Source organism: Pseudoalteromonas obscura, assembly GCF_030135505.1.
Lineage (GTDB): Bacteria > Pseudomonadota > Gammaproteobacteria > Enterobacterales > Alteromonadaceae > Pseudoalteromonas > Pseudoalteromonas obscura.
In genome coordinates this window covers 372,955-390,445 of record NZ_JASJUT010000004.1, presented here as the reverse complement: position 1 = coordinate 390,445, position 17,491 = coordinate 372,955, and the positions used below count along the sequence as shown (strand labels likewise).

Genomic DNA, 17,491 nt, shown 5'->3' with positions numbered 1-17,491 from the left:
AAAAAGGGCCCTAGAGCCCTTTTTTATCTGCTCAACTCGATATTAACGAGTACGTGGGCAGATTTCTTCGTCGCTGAAGAAGTAAGCGATTTCGCGAGCTGCAGACTCAGTTGCATCTGAACCGTGTACTGCGTTCTCGTCGATGCTATCAGCGTAGTCAGCACGTAGAGTACCAGCTAGTGCTTCAGCAGGGTTAGTAGCACCCATGATTTCACGGTTTTTACGAACTGCGTCTTCACCTTCAAGAACCTGAACCATTACTGGACCAGAAGTCATGAACTCAACTAGTGCACCAAAGAAAGGACGCTCTTTGTGCTCTGCGTAGAAACCTTCAGCTTTCTCTTGAGAAAGGTGAACCATTTTAGAAGCAACGATCTTAAGACCAGCAGACTCAAAACGGTTGTAGATTGCACCGATGTGGTTTTTAGCTACCGCATCAGGCTTAACGATTGAAAAAGTACGCTCTAAAGCCATCTTTTTAGCTCCAATAATAATTGTTGATATTTACGGGCGCGAATTATACGCGCTTTATACGTAAAAGCCCACACCCTTGTTGAAATACCGTGTTTATAGCCCTGAGATAAACCTGATCTACGTCAAAATCCGCCGCGCAAAACTCACTTATACTGCGCCGCTTTTTAACATCCCCAGCAGCTGGTTTGTACCCAGTTCAATGTATGAGGTTTAGATATGTTTGTACCAGAGCTACTATCACCCGCAGGCAGTTTAAAGAATATGCGTTACGCTTTTGCGTATGGCGCCGATGCCGTGTATGCCGGACAACCCAGATATAGTTTGCGTGTTCGCAACAATGAATTTGATTTGGCAAACCTAGAGATAGGTATAAATGAGGCTCGCCAGCAAAACAAAAAACTCTATGTGGTTTCTAATATAGCTCCCCACAATAGCAAGGTTAAAACATACTTAAGGGATATAGAGCCTGTTATCGCAATGAAACCGGATGCACTGATCATGTCCGATCCTGGTTTGATTATGTTAGTGAGAGATAAATGGCCTGACATGCCTATTCATTTATCTGTCCAAGCTAACGCTGTCAATTATGCCTCTGTGAAATTTTGGGCAAGTCAGGGCATTGAACGGGTTATTTTGTCTCGGGAGTTGTCACTGGAAGAAATCGCCGAGATCCGCACGCTTTGTCCAAATACTGAGCTTGAAGTATTTGTGCATGGTGCACTATGCATGGCGTATTCTGGACGCTGCTTACTGTCTGGATACATCAATAAACGTGATCCTAATCAGGGCACCTGTACAAATGCTTGCCGTTGGAGTTATGACGTTAAGCCAGGTCAAGAAACCGAACTTGGCGATGTTGTCCACAAAGTAAACCCTCAAGATGTGATCCCGACGCTGGGCGATGGACAGCCAACTGAGCAAGTCTTTATGTTAGAAGAGCAAGGCAGACCCGGTGAATTCATGCCTGCTTTTGAAGATGAACACGGCACCTATATTATGAACTCAAAAGATTTGCGTGCTGTGCAGTATGTCGATCAGTTGACCAAAATGGGCGTACACAGCCTAAAAATAGAAGGTCGAACCAAGTCTTTTTATTATGTTGCACGCACGGCTCAGGTTTATCGCAAAGCCATAGATGATGCCGTAGCTGGAAAACCTTTTGATCCTAACTTAATGAGGACATTGGAAAACCTCGCCCACCGAGGTTATACGGAAGGCTTTTTAAAACGCCATGCCCATCAAGACTATCAAAATTATGAGTACGGCCACTCGGTGTCAGACAAACAACAATTTGTTGGCGAAGTGCTCGGTCGCAATCAAAATGGGCTGGTCGAAATAGATGTAAAGAATAAATTTTGCACAGGCCACAGCTTAGAGCTGATGACACCTCAAGGGAATGTCGCCTTTAATCTTGAACATATGGAGAATAAAAAAGGTGAAGCCATCAATGACGCCAAAGGCTCTGGGCATATAGTGCAAATACCATTGCCAGAAAACATTGATTTAGACTACGCAATTTTAATGCGAAATCTGGGCGCCCAGGAGGATACCAGAAACCCATTTAAAAAGGCTTAAATGATGGCCTTACTCATCACAAATAAATGCATCAATTGTGATATGTGTGACCCTGAATGTCCAAACCAGGCCATTTATATGGGCAATAAAGTATACGAAATTGATCCCCATAAGTGCACTGAATGCGTTGGTCACTATGACCAACCCACCTGTGTCAGTGTCTGTCCTATTGACTGCATAAAGCCAGATCCTAACCACCGAGAAAACCTCGATACTCTGGCTGAAAAGTACTTACGCTTGACAGGGCAACTAGACACTTAAAGTACGAGGCAAGCGCCTTCAATATGGGGGTGTGTGCCTTTACCGCGCTATTATTGCAGCCTCATTGATTATCCGTTCAATTTGTACTCATTTTTTTACAGCTTACCCCATTTAGTGTCAAAGCTCTTATTTTACAATTTTATTACTTCTCGATATACAAGTTAAGGCAGTACAAAAAACAATCAAGAGGATACAACATGAAACTATACATAAACACCTTGGCTACGGCCTTTGGGGTACTCTTACTCACGGCCTCAGAAACTAGGGCTGAAGGCCAGCATCTCGATATTCCCGATTTTCAGTTTGAAAAATCTCAGATCCAACAACTGGCCTTCAACCCTTTGCTCCAAGTGGATGAGTCACAATTTATCTTTACGGATGAACTACTCAATGAAGATTGGCAATCTCTGTTATATAGCACAGCGCCACACCTCATCGACCATCAAGAGGCCCTGCTGCATTGGGCTGGGTACACCAGTATCAACCCTAAGCTGCTTCTCGTGCTAATGGAGCACGCAAGTCAGGTTATTAGCCAACCAAGCAAGGTAGCCATGACAAAACCTTTCGCCAATTGGTCCGATAAAACCGGGTTTGAAGCGCAACTTGAAGACGTTGCACTGAAATTAAACCAACGTTTTTACGCATTTGAATTGTATGCAACTAAACATAAATCTGTAACGAGTAACTCTGCGACGGCGGCACTATCAAGCCTGTTGGGAAGCGCAAATGCATTGGCCCCCTTAGCACAGCTTTATAACACCACCTTTGCAACACATTTATTGTCACCTCAACAAGTGCGATTTGAAGCTAAATCTGTTGCGCCGCAAGTAAACTTTTCAATGAACTTACCTTGGCCCTCAGGTTACGCATGGTATAGCGGCGGTGCCCATTCCAATACAGGTTCTGGTTACCCATACTCTTCTCTTGATTTTAACAATGGTTCTGGTGGTTGGGGATCGAACACTCCGTGGGTGCAAGCGGCCCATGGAGGAAAAGTAACTCGTTATTCAGCTTGCAATATCAGAGTCACACACTCAAGCGGATACTCGACTCAGTATTACCACATGGACAACTTACAATATAGTACCGGAGACTATATCTCTGCGGGCGATTGGTTAGGCAGATACGCAAACAATCGCAATATGGCTCTTTGCCAAGGGGGACAATCGAGCGGACCCCATGTCCACTTTTCACTCCTTTACAATGGTCGTTTTATCTCCTTACACAACGCCTATATTAGCGGCTACCGTATCGATGTAGGTAATTATAACTATGACGGTAACTGTTACCGTTTTTATTTTGAGAAAAACGGTTACAAAACATGTGCTTGGTCAAGACTTTATCACTAGGATAAACAAGCCTTAAGTTGTATGTTAGGTCGCCTTCCCAAAACGGCCTAACATTTATTACAGACCGTCCAATTGAACTGACAAGCCTTCCAATTCCCTCTGAGCATTTAATCATACTTTATAACTAAATAATGATACAGCCACAGTAAATTGAAAATTAAAGCTAAACTTATTGTGAAAAATATGTATATTTAAAGTAATAGGAACAATAAAAGGTCGTCTAAAAACATGAAAGCGATTCAAACTAGCAACAAGGAAGTTAGTCTATTTGTTTTAACCCACAACAAAACGGATACTCAAGACTTTGAATTTATCCGTTTCGTGAAAATACTGGAAGCAACCAGTAATCAAATTAAAATAGATACTCGCCTACCTGATACACCCCTACGGGCTCAACATCATTTATACTTGGTTGATATTAGCCACCGTGAATGCCAAGATTTGCTCAGCGCAGAAGTCAGTGCCTTGGCGTCACAACAAAACGTATTGTTATTTAACGCTCAGCCAAACTTAGTCAATGAGCAAACAGCCCTTCTTGCACGAATTAAAGGTGTAATTTACCAAAACACATCAGCAGAAAATATTTTCAAAGGGATCCAACGTGTACTTAATGGCGAGTTGTGGTTTTGCCGTACCTCTATCTCTCAAGCCTTTAACGAGCTTATCCAACAAATACCCAATATTCCTCGCCCGCAATCATTGGATATTCAAGACTCAGAGCTTGAGCTGCTGACTGCTCGAGAAAAGTCAGTGATCAAATTATTGGCCAGCGGTGCAAAAAATGACGATATAGCAGATTCGCTCAACATCAGTAGTCACACCGTCAAAACACATATTTATAGCGCCTTTAAAAAAACCAACTCACGCAATCGTATAGAGTTGGCAAACTGGGCACAAAAACATATTCCCTTTAACTCTGCCCCGGTCTCAATACAGCGCCATTAACTTCTTTCGGTAAGGCAGCAACAGCCTGCTCTTTTGCTGCCCAAACACCCCTATCAATTCCTTGCTCCACCAGCATTGTTAACGCCTTTTCAATAGCTTGAGTAACACAAATATGCATCGGTTCATTTTCACTAAAACCCGCTTCAGCTTCAGCCAATCGCTTGTAACTCACATAGCGGAAAAAACCAGCACGCACCTCCATTGAGAGCACCTTTTTCGTTGTCGCAACCGACAATAATACTTGACCGGTCCGCACATCCACAGCTCGTAAATAAATTGAGATCACGTCTTCACGGTATAACTCCGAAGCACCAATACCAAAATACTCCATACCTAAGCCGCCCGTTTTTACATTTGAGTCATAGCTAATGATCCCGCCTTCAAAAATGATTTTTGCCATCGTTAATGGGGGTAACTGCGCTGATTTTTTTTGCTCATCGGTCATTGCTGCGCGAGTAATTTTTCGCTCTGTTAGTAAATTTTGCAATCCTTCACGCTCTACCGGAATAAACCACTCTGTTTCATGTAATGCTTGCATCAGAATAGAGTTGGCGCCTTGAGTTACTGCCGTTGAGAATGAACTGACATTATCCTTTGGTTTGTATTGACCAGTTTGATCTCGAAATGAATACACTGCGACAGGGATCCTGCCTCGCGGCTTAGGCAGCTTTTTAAGAGACTGAAATTCATGACTTTTCTCTAATGCCTCAGGCAAACTTTGATCCGGTGGTAACACAGCCCCAATACTGCTGCACCCCACAAGAAACACTAAACAACATACTGCAACTACTTTATACATTAGCCAAACCTCGGCACTTCAATGATTGTGGTATCTCCATTGTCGATATGTTTGATCTGTACCGTTATTGAATCTGGTGTACTCGTGATCACTTGTATTTCATAGTCACCACTTGTAAATGTAGAGTCTTCATTAAAAATGCTGTCCTCTACATCGTCACCAAATGCCATGTCTGAGATCTCTCGCACCATACGGTTGAGGTATGTCCGCTCCAATGATTCTTGAAATCGTTCTCCGTAAGACTTTTCGATAATTGGCGCACGATGTTTATTTTGGGCATTGGCTTTATTGAGTAGCATATTTGCATTTAGTGGATTACCACCAAATGAAGGGTTAATGGGTTTGTAAACAATCTCCGTTGCTGATGCACTCAGAGTGAAAAAAGATAAATAGACCAATATTGTTGTTTTCATTACTACCATCCACTTTCAGCTAAATCGGGAGAACCTTGTTGGTAACGATCACTGGCCATGGCATCCATAACCGCAAATAGCGCAGCTTCAACTCGCTCATCCATAGGGCCTCCGCGACGCCCCATTGCCGTACTGTAAACTAAACGACGATTCATACGCACATCTAGTCGAGTACCTGCACGGGGTAATACAGTTTCTTTTATCGTGATATTTACACCAGAAGTATTAGGCAGTTCTCGCCAAAGTTGTGAGAAGTCATAATAAAATTGATAACCAAAGCGACTAATGCTTTGGTCCATTACCAGACCACCTAATTCAACTTCTTCAGTCTGTTTGGATGTTTTTGCAATTGAGGTGCTGCACAGGCCAAACAGTATCAACATGCATAATATGTGTTTCATAATAGTCAGGGGGCAAAGCCCCCTCTTACATTATTACTGCTGTGTCACTGTTGCGACGTTATTGTCACCAATTTGTGTAATACGCAAAGTTTGCGCATTACCAGTAACACCACCTTCAACCAAGTTACCATTACCTGTTTGACTGATAGACACTATATTGTCATTGCCAGCTACTACAAAACCGCCTGACTCAATGCCTGCAATAAAGTTATTGCTGCCATCTTGCGCTAGGTCAATTGAGTTACTACCACCTTCAAGTAATAAATCGATCACGTTGAGCTCACCAGCTTGTGCGATATCAATTTGGTTATTCGAACTAGCTACCGCGTATCCCATGGTAATTGCAGTGCTATTACCAATGTCATTTTGTACAACAGTTACATCATTGTTGTTAGCTTCAATACTCGGATCAGGCTCTGAGGATTGTAGTAAAAACTCATTTTGACTGCCGTTTTGAACAAGGTCTACGTCGTTGTCATCACCATTAAAGAGCGCAATGTGGGCATCATTTTGCTCACCAATTTGCATGGTTGTGATCTCGTTATTGTCACCCGCTAGACCGACATAAAGCGTGTTCAAACCCGCATCTTGATTAAGCGCTTGCTGCGCACTCGTAACTGTGTTGTTATCGCCTTGAATATCAACACCGACAGAAGAGTCATCGCCTCGTTGAGTCACAGTAACATCATTGTCATTCCCTTCGAACAGGCCACTTTCAAACTTAATTTTGTTGCCTTCTTGATCTACCTGTAAGTTGTTGTCGCTACCTACAATGCCAGCAACATTGATGGTGTTGTCATTACCTTCACTTTGCTCAAATTCAATGTCATTGTCATTGCCAGTTACTTGACCTATTTCAATGCGGTGATCCTCACCAATTTGCGACACTTCAATATCATTGTCGTCACCAACGAGAGTTTCAATCTCTACCTTATTGAATACGCCATTTTGATCAATTGTGAAGGCGTTTTGGTCACCTGTAACATTATTCAGATGCACTTCATGCCAACTACCTGATTGAGTACTTGTGACTGTATTTTGGTTGCCTTGCATGTTTTTGTTATACATCCAGTGGCCGCCAGTGCTTTGCGACACGCGTACATCATTTTCATCACCATTGATGACATTGATAACTTCATTGTTGATACCAAAGTAACCTTCACCGGTTTGTGCCACCGCAAGTTGGTTGCTGTTACCTGTCAACGTTGTTTCAACGCCGTGAGAGTCACCGTCTTGGGTATAGCTTTGAATATTGCTATCACCAGTTGTTGTTACAAGTATTGCGTGGCTTGTGCCCGTTTGGTTCGTCGTGGTTTCATTGAAGTTACCAGTTGTAGTCACGCTCGCCTGATTGCTTGTTCCCTCTTGGAAACTCACCTGTGAATTACCACCCAAAGATGAGTTTTGCGTGAGCGTAAGCGAATTTCCTGTTGTAAGGCCTCTTTCGATTTGGCTCAAGTTAGAAATAGATTGTGTTTTGCCTGTTTCTTGTACCGTTTGAGCCGCAACTGATTGAGTAAATGCAACGGCCAATGCGCAGCTAATTAATGATTTAGAAAACTTCACACTTTTCTCCTTAGTGTTTTTGCGTTTTAATTTTGATTTTAGTACCTGATATGCTTCACATTTATTGAAATTAACTGCGCGAAAATTCGTCGTTGCCGGGACAAAAAAACTCAAACTAAAATAAAGTGCATTCGCTATACAAAGTACTGCTAATTAAAGTTGATCTATTCCAGTTCATAAAAACTTGAGAATAAATCATGATGCGTCCTGTTCTTATTTAGAAGTTCTTTAATTATTGGTTTGTCACTTTTTGATCTAATTCAGTATTTATTCTGTGGAAACTGAGTAGACTAGAAAGCAAGTCACGTATTCACTCTAATTTGCTATTTGATGAAGATAAATGAGAAATTTTATTGAATAAATTACTCCATTATAATCATAAACTTATAGTAAATTATCAATTTTATGTAAGTAATCCCCCCTCCGGATACCAAAAAAGTATGAGTAGAAAAAGGATAAAAAAATTGAGCATTAAGTGACTGCAAATACCAAAAAAGCATGAGCCATAGCTAAAAAGCATACATAAAAGTCACAAAAAAACATGAAATTTAACTATTGAACTAATTTCAATTTGATGTCCGCTAATTCTCTATATTAGGTTTTAAGACGTTGCCCAAAATGATGTCGTCATCAGTTCTTAGAAGAAGTCACAAAAAGTAGTCGTGCTCACATGCACAACTTCTAACCACTTAGAACAACTAATATTGGAAGAATGATGAAAACTAAACTTACAGCTTTAACTCTGGCACTCACGCCATTGCTTGCCTTTAATTCACACGCAGCAGTGCAAATTCAATCTACAACACAAACAATTGATGACAGTGTACTCGTTGTATTTAAAGACAATGCGAGTGTTGCCATGCGTGCTCAAGCTAGACAACTCGTCAAAGCTCGTATTTCCGATAGCAATGCTGATGAAAAAGATGACAACTATAAGAATGTTTTGAACGGCCGATTAGCCAAGTTTGACTTAGATGGCATGACGCCCAAGCAAGCTATCAAGCTACTAGAAAAACACCCTGCTGTTTCATATGTTGAACCAAACTATATCGTTACGGCTCTAGCTATTCCTGACGATAGCCGCTTTGATGAACTTTGGGGTTTGCATAATACCGGACAAACAGGCGGTACTAATGATGCTGACATTAATGCCCCAGAAGCATGGGACATCAGTATCGGTTCTCGCGACGTCATTGTCGGTGTTATCGATACCGGTGTAGATTATAATCACCCTGATCTTGCCGCAAACATGTGGCTCAACCCTGGTGAAATTGCAGGCGATGGTGTTGACAATGACGGCAACGGCTATGTCGATGATGTATATGGTATCAATGCAATTACCGATAGCGGTGACCCAATGGATGACCAAGGCCATGGTACTCACGTTTCAGGTACCATTGGTGCTACCGGAAATAATGCGCTAGGCGTTGTCGGCGTTAACCACGAGGTATCCATCGTCGGTTGTAAGTTCTTAAACTCTTCAGGTAGTGGATCTACTGGCGACGCTATTAAGTGTATTGACTATATGGTAGGACTAAAAAATGCGGGTCATAATGTCAGTGTGCTAAATAACAGCTGGGGCGGAGGCGGTTTCAACCAAGCGCTTTATGACTCAATTACAGCGAGCGAGCAAGCTGGTATTTTATTTGTTGCAGCAGCTGGTAACAGTGCTAGGGACAATGATGTTTCACCTGGCTACCCGTCTAGCTATGATCACGATAGTGTCCTTGCTGTCGCATCAACAACCCACACTGATAGCATGTCTTCATTCTCACAATGGGGACTTACATCTGTCGATTTAGGTGCGCCGGGTAGCAATGTATTATCAACAGTACCTGGTGGTGGCTATTCATCTTTTTCTGGTACTTCAATGGCGACGCCTCATGTAGCTGGTGCAGCTGCATTGGCACTGGCAGTGAATCCAAGCCTGACAACTCTTGAACTAAAAAACCTCTTGATGGAATCTGGTAAACCAATTGCCGCATTAGAGGGTAAAACAGTGTCAGGGAAACGACTTGACGCGCACCAAGCACTGATAGACGCAGATCCGGAGCCTGGCTTTAGAGTGATAGCTACACCAGTAGCACAAGAAGTAACAGCTGGGGAAAATGCTGATTACCAGTTGACGTTTAGTTCAATTGCAAACTGGGATGGTGACATCGCATTGACAGCAAGCGGCGACTTAAATGGTGTCACACTGTCAAAGACAACAGTAAAGCCTGGTGATACCGCAGTGCTGAGTGTGCCAACCACAGCTGAAACTGCATGGGGCGATTATAGCTTCACAGTTGATGCGACGTCTGGTCAGCTCAGTCAACAAAAACAAGTATCTCTGACTGTACTACCTCAAGGGTTGCGTGATTTTACCTATGACAACACAACCAGTGTAGACATACCTGATAACAATCAAGCTGGTGTAGAGTCAAAGATCAACATCGTGGACCCAATCACTATTTTTGGCTCTAGTGTGGCATTAAACATCAGTCATACATATATTAGTGATCTATTGGTAACGCTTACATCACCAGCGGGCACTGTGGCAACCCTGCACAATCGCACCGGTGGTGGCGCTGATGACATCGTCGGTAGCTTTGCTTCAGATGCGTTTAACGGAGAAGTGGCAACAGGTGAGTGGACATTGAAAGTCGTGGACAATGCGACTTTAGACACTGGTACTTTGAATAACTGGTCTGTGACTCTTACAGGTATTGGCGAGATCTCTGATCAACCACCAGTCTCTGGCTTCAATTTTGTTCGTGAAGGACTAAACGTCACCTTTACTGACACCAGTACAGATGTCAACGATGACATTGTCAGTCGAGCATGGGACTTTGGCGACGGAAATGTCAGTGATCTGCAAAACCCTGTACATACTTTCGCTGCCTCTGGTACATATGACGTTGCCTTGACTGTAACTGACAGTAAGGGAAATACCCATACAAGCACACAATCTGTGATAGTAAGCTCTGACAATCCACAACTTGAAATCGTCCGTGCGAATAAAACACGTTTGGGCTCAATCCGAGTTGAATTAAAATGGAGCGGCTCTACTGCCGAGCAGGTTTCAATTTACCGTGACGGACAATTGATCCGCACAGTCAATAACACAGGTAAATTCCGTGACTTCTCTCGCAATGCAGCCGCAACAAGTTACACCTACAAGCTGTGTCAAGATGGTGACATTTGCTCTCCGGAAGTGACTGTTAACTTTCAATAACATAAGCGAGTGAACGCTAGGAAACTAGCGCTCGTTATCTGCACGGCTATTGTGGCCGTGCAGACTTAAATACCTCACCTAAACTGGCGAATTCAGCGCCCCCCAGCCTCGCTAGTGGATCTAATTTCAATGCATCAACTTTACTGCGCGCTTTTTCATCGAGTTGAACTATTTCATCATCAATATAGGCCTGTGTCACTTCAACAAACACTAACTTCATGGGCAGTTCTCCCATTTCAACCACTTTATGTAGTTTACATGCGAACGCTACTTTTGCTTTTTCTAATCTGGGCAGAGGTGAATCAGGAAAATCAACCAAATCCAAATCAAGTAGATCTAACTCTGACTCATCATTTGGTAGTGATGCCGCCGACTGGGTAACCTCATGAGCTAAAGCACTGTCAGCGATGTGGATAACCAACTCTTCTGTCGCTTCAACATTCACCACAGAATCTTTGTACTCTCCTGTGGGTTTCTGTCCCACTGCATACATTAAAATAGCAGGATCAGAACTGATCGCTGTGAAGTAAGAAAAAGGCGCTAAATTTAATACCCCTTGTGTGTTTTTCGATAATACCCAAGCAATGGGCCTAGGGACCACAGTTTGGGTCAGAGTATGATAAACACGATTTGGTGATAGTTCCTTGAAATTTAATATCATCCCAATTGCCTCAAAGAAATAAAGCAGCATATGTTAGCCTGCTATCTTTGTACATAGAAAATAGCAGACTATGCCTCTCTTCATCACTGAGACTGGCGCACGAACTAAAGTATTTGCGCCAACCGCCCTGTTTGCACAAATCCACCAATTAACCCTGCTGAGCCACCTATTACGCCTAAACACCAACCAAACATGCCATATTTTTGTTGTCTTGCGAGGCGCTGATAAGCGCTCTGATCAAGCTCTGCTTGCTGTAACAAACGACGCTTATTGGCGACGGCCATCAATAAAGTGAAGCGCGTCACGCCTATCAACAGAAATACAAAACTCAACAAGGGCAACAGCCAGCCCGAACTAATTTCATAGCACACCATCATGATAATAACACTTGCGATGATCCACAGGTTGGTGATCTTTCTCGCGCGATGTAATTGCGCGACGACCGCTATATCATCAAAATGTTTGAGAGCACGTTTTGCACTTAGGTCATTGGCCAGTAATGCCAATATCCCCCCGGTGACGGCGCCTCCGAATAGACTAATCAGCTGCCAAAACCACGACGTTTGATAACCTGACACCACTGTACTTACCGTCATTGCAGCTGCCGGTGGTGCTGTCACCGCTAGGGACATTACCATGGATGACAACCCCACAGGTGCCGTTGTCAAAATCACTTTGCCATATTTTGCCAAAATTTGACTTTTAAGCTGCCGACGTACCCGCTCAAGGCGCTTTCTTACAACCGCTTCATTAAGCCCAAGTAATACGCTGACAGCATGCGTGCTTTGCTCTTCTCGATAGTACAGCAAAACCACTTCCCGACTTTCATCAGGCAACGAATCTACAAAGTGATAAAGGACTTGGTTTTGTTGTTGCTGAGCAAGTAATGAGTCTAGGGGCATACTGCCATCAAAGAGCTGATTTAATTGTTGCTCTGCACAAGCTGAACTCACTTGGTGCTGCTCTACAGCCCCCAAATCTCTTAGGTGGTTTATCGCCGTATAGCGTGTAAGCTGCCTGATCCAAGGCAGTATACTGGCATTATTCTTGAGCTCCCCTAGCTTTTGCCAAACCTTAATAAATACTTTTTGGCTGACGTCCTCACTGTGATTCACATCTTTAGTGATCGCCAATGCAATGCTACTGACCACGTTCGAGAGCTGATCAATCAGTGTGGAAAACGCTTTTTGATCCCCTGACTTTGCAGCCTCAACTAATTTTTCCAGTTGTGTATCTACGTTCATTCCCTTACCTCCTCGCTAGCCACGGTGAAACAGCATATTGATTTACCGACTTTAACATATGTTTTCCTTTTGAATGGTTGCTATAGATAAAGTCCCGGTGGATAAATAAACTGTGACAATTTTTATTTATTCATGGATGGAGGGTTGAAGTGGCGCAACACTGTGCCGCCCGTCGCAGCACTTATAAGCTATTGGTCAATGGGCACAATATAATAAAGCATGTGCCTGAGCGCCCGTTTTGCGACTGCAATTCAATTTTGCCATTGAATTCATTTTTGATGATATTGTATAAACGGCCAAGCCCTAAGCCGCCACTGCCCTTGCCTAATGCATGTGCTGCAAAAGGAACAAAAATGTTCTTCGCCATTGTTTGCTCAATCCCACAGCCATTATCACAATAAATAAGCTGAACCATACGCCCCGCATCTATGATATTTGCACTTATTTCAATATGTCCTGTTTGCGCCACGGTAAAGCCATGCTTAATCGAGTTGTCTATCAATTTACTCAGCACTTCATCCATCGCTTCCGCAGAGCCATGTAAAGATATATTTGGATCGATATTCAATGCATAAGTCACTCTGTTGTCTGCAAAGCGTACCGCAAATTTTTCAATTACTTGTGTGCCAAGTTGAGACAATGAAAAAGCATTGTGCGGCGCGTCTGTTTCATGCCGATAACCTAGACCTTGAAACTTCTCACTTAATGCCACCAACTTGTCTACGCTCGCACTATTTGACTGCAAACTCATTTGAATCACATCGAGTGTTTCTAGCAGGCTAGCCTTTTTCAGCTGATCATGATCAATAGCAGACAGTAAAGCCTCAATTTTCGATTTCATAACCGACTCTGCAATTGCAATATTGCCAATCGGCGTATTGATCTCATGAGCCATACCTACCACCATATTGGTCATTGAAGCCATTTTTTCCGCTTCCACCAGCTCATTCTGAGTTTGTTGCAGCGCTATTAGAGAGGCCTGCAATTTAGTTGTTTGATCGGTCAGCTCTTGATTAGCAACTTGCAATTCTGCTGTTTTTAATGCCACCTTTTCATCTAAAGTCATATTTGATATTTTCAGCTTTTGCTCTGTTTCTTTGAGTTCTGTAATATCGGTGATCACGCCCTCAATGTTCTGCCGATTATCACTATAACCTCCTCGTTCTATCATCCATCTAATCCCTCCGGCGCGATGAATTACTCTGTAGATCACCTTAAACTTACCTGTTGTCTCTAGCTCATCTTGGATCACTTGCCACACCATACCTTGATCATCTGGATAAATAATATCGGCAAACGCCAGCGCTTTATTGTCGATAAAGTCTTCGGCGAGGTAGCCAGTAACGGCTTCTATGGCTCCATTTAAGTACAACATCGTCCAATATTTATCATTCTTGCAGCGATAAACGATTGACGGGATTTTATCTACCAGTGCTTGATAGCGTTGCTTTTCCTGCGCAAGGGTTTGCGAAATGTCTTTGAGGTGCCTGACGTAAGCTCTATTGCGGCGGTGGAAAAACGCAAACAACACAGTCAATATAATGACCTCAACTGCAATACTAATGAACGCCATTGTTTGCAGCGCGGTAAAAGCTTGTTCAATTTTATCTGTGGCGGGTTTAAGCGGCATTGAGGTGAGTAAAACCCACCCTTGAGAATCAATAACTGACATTGTAAACAGTCGCGATTTATAGGCTAGATATGACTCACTGTGCGCCCATAGTTTTTGATACGCCTCATACCACACGCCGTGCTCAAATGTTTTAAAGTCTTCCGCGCCCCCGGCTTGCATCAAGCTTTCAATATCAGATGCAACGATTTCGCTTTTTTCGTTTAGTAAAATAAAAGCACTATATTGCTCCCCTTTTAGCAACTTTGCGTTATCTAGCAGGCTCTGTAAGGTAATGTCATGCCCAACTGTGCCGTACCATTTATCTTCGATATAAACTGGCGTTACAGCAGACAACATCAATAATTGAGGAATTGGATCTTCCACCAAGGGGGTCCAATAAGTACCAGGAGCAGCGTTTGGCACCAACCATGGCGTCCCCTTATAGCTAAATCCAGCTTGCGCTTTGAATACGAATTCAGGCACCTCGGGCCAATAAATGACAATGCCTCCGGTTCGATTCATAAACCAAGTATCTGAAAATTGATTCGACAAAGCTCCTTGACCAAAGGTTTCAACAATTTGTTTTGCCGTTAATAACCTTTGAGATTGTTTTGCTGACAACTCGCTACCTGGTGGTAAATAAATACCAGCTTGGTGAAAACCATCAAACCCACTTTTGCGCGTCCGCTGTGAACCATCAGGATACGGTTGGATAAGCTCCGACAGTTGCTTACCTAAAGTTGGATAACCTTGCTCTAAGCGTAATTGCAAAGCTCTTGCTAAGCGCCCAGATGACTCAGACGCATACTGCAACCTTTGCTCAATCTGCTCGGCGATAAACCCCGCTTGCCAAGCCCGCTGCTCTTTGATTTCATCAAGTTCTTTGTTGATCAATTTTGACTGTTCTAACATGCTGAAATAAAGCAATACTGACAACACCAGTATTGCCGAAATTGCAGGGACAAACCACGGGGTTGTACGATACTTTACGCCCATACGCACTCTTGTGATACCCAACCCAATAATTCGGCACGTTGTAATTGACTAGAACTCATATTTCATCTAACCACTTATGCATTTACTTAATCATTGTCAAAAACGCTAATTTTTCAAATTAATCCTGCAACTCCCTCTTTGCATCGCTATGAGTGGAGGAAATTGATGACATCTAAAAATTGTACAGTGCAGTGATCAAACGCATTGTGCGCGACGATGCGGATTGGGGTAATGGTTAGTCGTATGAACGCAATCGTGTGAACGACAGCACACCCAGAAGTGTGCTTTTAGACAGTCGTCTTTGCTCTGACGTTATTGCAAGCTTAATTGATGAATTGTCATGGATGCTCGACCACCCGTTTTGTCTGTTAAGTCAGGAACAAAATATAACGCAGAAACCGAAGATTTGATGATCCCTCTATCCTTAGACCACACAGGTGTCCAGTCAGGTCGAGTAAATTGCTGTAAGGTTACTCGCTGAGTTTGAGGTGTGAGCGCTCGTGGTAACACCACTTGATAGTGCGCATAACTTTTATCTCCCTGACCGCCATATTCTTGCTGTGATAATTTAATCACAAGCGGTTGATCACTTTGATAGGTCAATTCGATACTATCTAAGCCATTCAAGTTTCCACTGGGAATATCATAAATTAATTCTACCCAAGAGTTATTTTGCTTATCTACCCTAGGTACACGATCAAAGCCTATTTTAACGCGGTTATTTTGCACCAGAGGTTCATCGAGTAACACTTGGCTACCGTGCGGGTCGGTCGCATATCGCCAGTGATCCTCATTAAATTTTACTGGGGACTGCGTACTTGTGCACCCAACTAACAACAACCCACTTAAAAAAGAAACTACACGCATTCAGCTCTCCTTATTCATTCTCTGCGATGATGATAATTCAACCGCTTCGTTTTAACAGGCAATTGCGTTTAGTCACGATATGGACTCGATCAAATGCACTCAGAGCTCACCTCGCGCGACAATAATTAGCTGCTCACGAAACCACTTGATGGCTTGTTCATCATTGTTCTTTATGTGCCAATACAACTTCATTGCATACGCATCTACAGCAATAGGGGTCTCAAATTTTGATACTTGGAACTGATGACCAATCGCTTTGATGAACTTCCTCGGTGCAGTAAAAATCGCATCCGTTTGCTCTACGATATAGGGCGCGCTGGAAAAGTTTGCGACCTTGTACTGAACTGTCCGAGATAACCCCAGAGCATTTAACGCATCATCCACCATACCTCGCGTATCCTTACCCGTTCCAGCTAATACATGTGGATAATGACAAAATGCTTTCATGTCTTGAGGGCTCTCCAAGACTGGGTGCCCATTTCTGGCAATTGAAACAAAGTCATCTTTGTATAGGGTTGTTACCATTAAGCTTGGGTGACTCGACTCCATAACACTGATAGAAAAATCAACTTCACCACTTTCAATTTGACTAGCCAACCCTCGCTTATCCAGCTTACAAAACACCACTCTGATCTGTGGCGCAATATCGGCTAGATGTGTGATTAGCGGCGCTGATAACGCCTGCTCAACTAAATCACTGGTAGCAATAAAAAATGTTCGAGTAGACGTTTTTGGTTCAAACTGCTCTTGGAAAAGAATGTTTTTTTCAAAGTCGTTCAGCCACCTATTTAACTGCGGCTTTAATGTCTCGGCACGCGGTGTCATGACCAACTGGTTGCCCTGTCGAATTACCAGTGAATCGTTGAAGCTGTGGCGGAGTTTTTTTAGCGTATGACTGACCGCAGATTGCGTTAACCCTGCGCGTTCTCCTGCCCGTGTTAAGTTTTTTGTTTCAAAGATAATCTGCAACAACCTAAGTTGGTTTAGTTCAATATCCGAGATATTTGCCATCTGGCCACCTCAACCATTAATCATATTCATGATTATATTAAATCAATTAATTTCAATAATGAAGGGGGAGTTTATATGCTGTTTTATATCGCAATCACCT

Annotated in this window: 15 protein-coding genes; 5 read left to right on the top strand and 10 right to left on the bottom strand. The window is 42.9% G+C overall.

Translation table 11 applies throughout. From position 1 onward, the window contains the following. Positions 1-42: 42 nt before the first annotated feature. Entirely contained in the window at positions 43-474 is a 432-nt protein-coding gene (gene ndk, locus QNM18_RS13085; RefSeq protein WP_023399882.1) for a nucleoside-diphosphate kinase, read from the bottom strand. A 216-nt stretch (positions 475-690) separates the two neighbouring features. Here ndk and trhP point away from each other — a divergent pair, with 216 nt between their 5' ends. The 4 genes from trhP to QNM18_RS13065 all read left to right on the top strand — a co-directional run bounded on the left by trhP (position 691) and on the right by QNM18_RS13065 (position 4,604). After that, positions 691-2,049, top strand: coding sequence for a prephenate-dependent tRNA uridine(34) hydroxylase TrhP (gene trhP, locus QNM18_RS13080; RefSeq protein ID WP_284137468.1), 1,359 nt, complete (start codon positions 691-693; stop codon positions 2,047-2,049). Positions 2,050-2,052: 3 nt separating this feature from the next. Next, positions 2,053-2,310: a YfhL family 4Fe-4S dicluster ferredoxin gene (locus QNM18_RS13075; protein ID WP_211011035.1), complete on the top strand. Its 258-nt coding sequence runs from the start codon at positions 2,053-2,055 to the stop codon at positions 2,308-2,310. Positions 2,311-2,507: 197 nt separating this feature from the next. Then, positions 2,508-3,659 carry a M23 family metallopeptidase gene (locus tag QNM18_RS13070; RefSeq protein ID WP_284137467.1) on the top strand — a complete coding sequence of 384 codons (1,152 nt, stop codon included), beginning with the start codon at positions 2,508-2,510 and terminating at the stop codon, positions 3,657-3,659. A gap of 228 nt (positions 3,660-3,887) precedes the next feature. Further along, on the top strand, positions 3,888-4,604 hold the full coding sequence (locus QNM18_RS13065) for a helix-turn-helix transcriptional regulator (RefSeq protein ID WP_284137466.1): 717 nt from the start codon (positions 3,888-3,890) through the stop codon (positions 4,602-4,604). Here the strand turns inward: QNM18_RS13065 and QNM18_RS13060 are convergent. The 4 genes from QNM18_RS13060 to QNM18_RS13045 are packed head-to-tail and all read right to left on the bottom strand — an operon-like array spanning position 4,570 to position 7,783. Continuing rightward, positions 4,570-5,403, bottom strand: a complete 834-nt coding sequence (locus tag QNM18_RS13060; protein WP_284137465.1) for a CsgG/HfaB family protein — start codon at positions 5,401-5,403, stop codon at positions 4,570-4,572. The genes QNM18_RS13065 and QNM18_RS13060 overlap by 35 nt on opposite strands. Next, entirely contained in the window at positions 5,403-5,825 is a 423-nt protein-coding gene (locus QNM18_RS13055) for a curli assembly protein CsgF (RefSeq protein ID WP_036976433.1), read from the bottom strand. The genes QNM18_RS13060 and QNM18_RS13055 overlap by 1 nt, the downstream gene beginning before the upstream one ends. Continuing rightward, complete coding sequence (locus tag QNM18_RS13050; protein WP_211011041.1) at positions 5,819-6,199, bottom strand: CsgE family curli-type amyloid fiber assembly protein; 381 nt, start codon at positions 6,197-6,199, stop codon at positions 5,819-5,821. Before QNM18_RS13050 ends, QNM18_RS13055 begins: the two co-directional genes overlap by 7 nt. Positions 6,200-6,250: 51 nt before the next feature. Beyond that, positions 6,251-7,783 (bottom strand): curlin, encoded by a 1,533-nt coding sequence (locus tag QNM18_RS13045; protein ID WP_211011042.1) that lies wholly within the window; start codon positions 7,781-7,783, stop codon positions 6,251-6,253. 715 nt (positions 7,784-8,498) lie between these two features. Between QNM18_RS13045 and QNM18_RS13040 the strand changes: the two genes are divergently transcribed. Then, positions 8,499-11,000 (top strand): S8 family serine peptidase, encoded by a 2,502-nt coding sequence (locus QNM18_RS13040; protein ID WP_284137464.1) that lies wholly within the window; start codon positions 8,499-8,501, stop codon positions 10,998-11,000. A gap of 46 nt (positions 11,001-11,046) precedes the next feature. On the opposite strand, the gene QNM18_RS13035 is transcribed toward QNM18_RS13040, so the two are convergent. The 5 genes from QNM18_RS13035 to QNM18_RS13015 all read right to left on the bottom strand — a co-directional run bounded on the left by QNM18_RS13035 (position 11,047) and on the right by QNM18_RS13015 (position 17,391). After that, positions 11,047-11,661 (bottom strand): flavin reductase family protein, encoded by a 615-nt coding sequence (locus QNM18_RS13035; protein WP_211011044.1) that lies wholly within the window; start codon positions 11,659-11,661, stop codon positions 11,047-11,049. Positions 11,662-11,765: 104 nt separating this feature from the next. Then, entirely contained in the window at positions 11,766-12,905 is a 1,140-nt protein-coding gene (locus QNM18_RS13030) for an RNA polymerase sigma factor (RefSeq protein ID WP_284137463.1), read from the bottom strand. Positions 12,906-13,086: 181 nt separating this feature from the next. Further along, positions 13,087-15,513 (bottom strand): ATP-binding protein, encoded by a 2,427-nt coding sequence (locus QNM18_RS13025; RefSeq protein ID WP_284137462.1) that lies wholly within the window; start codon positions 15,511-15,513, stop codon positions 13,087-13,089. A 312-nt stretch (positions 15,514-15,825) separates the two neighbouring features. Next, positions 15,826-16,380 (bottom strand): hypothetical protein, encoded by a 555-nt coding sequence (locus QNM18_RS13020; RefSeq protein WP_284137461.1) that lies wholly within the window; start codon positions 16,378-16,380, stop codon positions 15,826-15,828. 99 nt (positions 16,381-16,479) lie between these two features. After that, positions 16,480-17,391 (bottom strand): LysR family transcriptional regulator, encoded by a 912-nt coding sequence (locus QNM18_RS13015; protein ID WP_284137460.1) that lies wholly within the window; start codon positions 17,389-17,391, stop codon positions 16,480-16,482. Positions 17,392-17,491 lie beyond the last annotated feature (100 nt).

Bases quoted from the DNA above. Each gene is read 5' to 3' on its own strand.
- QNM18_RS13030 (WP_284137463.1), bottom strand. From the start codon at position 12,905: ATGAACGTAGATACACAACTGGAAAAATTAGTTGAGGCTGCAAAGTCA.
- QNM18_RS13050 (WP_211011041.1), bottom strand. From the start codon at position 6,199: ATGTTGATACTGTTTGGCCTGTGCAGCACCTCAATTGCAAAAACATCC.
- QNM18_RS13020 (WP_284137461.1), bottom strand. From the start codon at position 16,380: ATGCGTGTAGTTTCTTTTTTAAGTGGGTTGTTGTTAGTTGGGTGCACA.
- QNM18_RS13035 (WP_211011044.1), bottom strand. From the start codon at position 11,661: ATGATATTAAATTTCAAGGAACTATCACCAAATCGTGTTTATCATACT.
- QNM18_RS13075 (WP_211011035.1), top strand. From the start codon at position 2,053: ATGGCCTTACTCATCACAAATAAATGCATCAATTGTGATATGTGTGAC.
- QNM18_RS13055 (WP_036976433.1), bottom strand. From the start codon at position 5,825: ATGGTAGTAATGAAAACAACAATATTGGTCTATTTATCTTTTTTCACT.
- trhP (WP_284137468.1), top strand. From the start codon at position 691: ATGTTTGTACCAGAGCTACTATCACCCGCAGGCAGTTTAAAGAATATG.
- QNM18_RS13015 (WP_284137460.1), bottom strand. From the start codon at position 17,391: ATGGCAAATATCTCGGATATTGAACTAAACCAACTTAGGTTGTTGCAG.
- QNM18_RS13065 (WP_284137466.1), top strand. From the start codon at position 3,888: ATGAAAGCGATTCAAACTAGCAACAAGGAAGTTAGTCTATTTGTTTTA.
- QNM18_RS13040 (WP_284137464.1), top strand. From the start codon at position 8,499: ATGAAAACTAAACTTACAGCTTTAACTCTGGCACTCACGCCATTGCTT.
- ndk (WP_023399882.1), bottom strand. From the start codon at position 474: ATGGCTTTAGAGCGTACTTTTTCAATCGTTAAGCCTGATGCGGTAGCT.
- QNM18_RS13070 (WP_284137467.1), top strand. From the start codon at position 2,508: ATGAAACTATACATAAACACCTTGGCTACGGCCTTTGGGGTACTCTTA.
- QNM18_RS13025 (WP_284137462.1), bottom strand. From the start codon at position 15,513: ATGGGCGTAAAGTATCGTACAACCCCGTGGTTTGTCCCTGCAATTTCG.
- QNM18_RS13060 (WP_284137465.1), bottom strand. From the start codon at position 5,403: ATGTATAAAGTAGTTGCAGTATGTTGTTTAGTGTTTCTTGTGGGGTGC.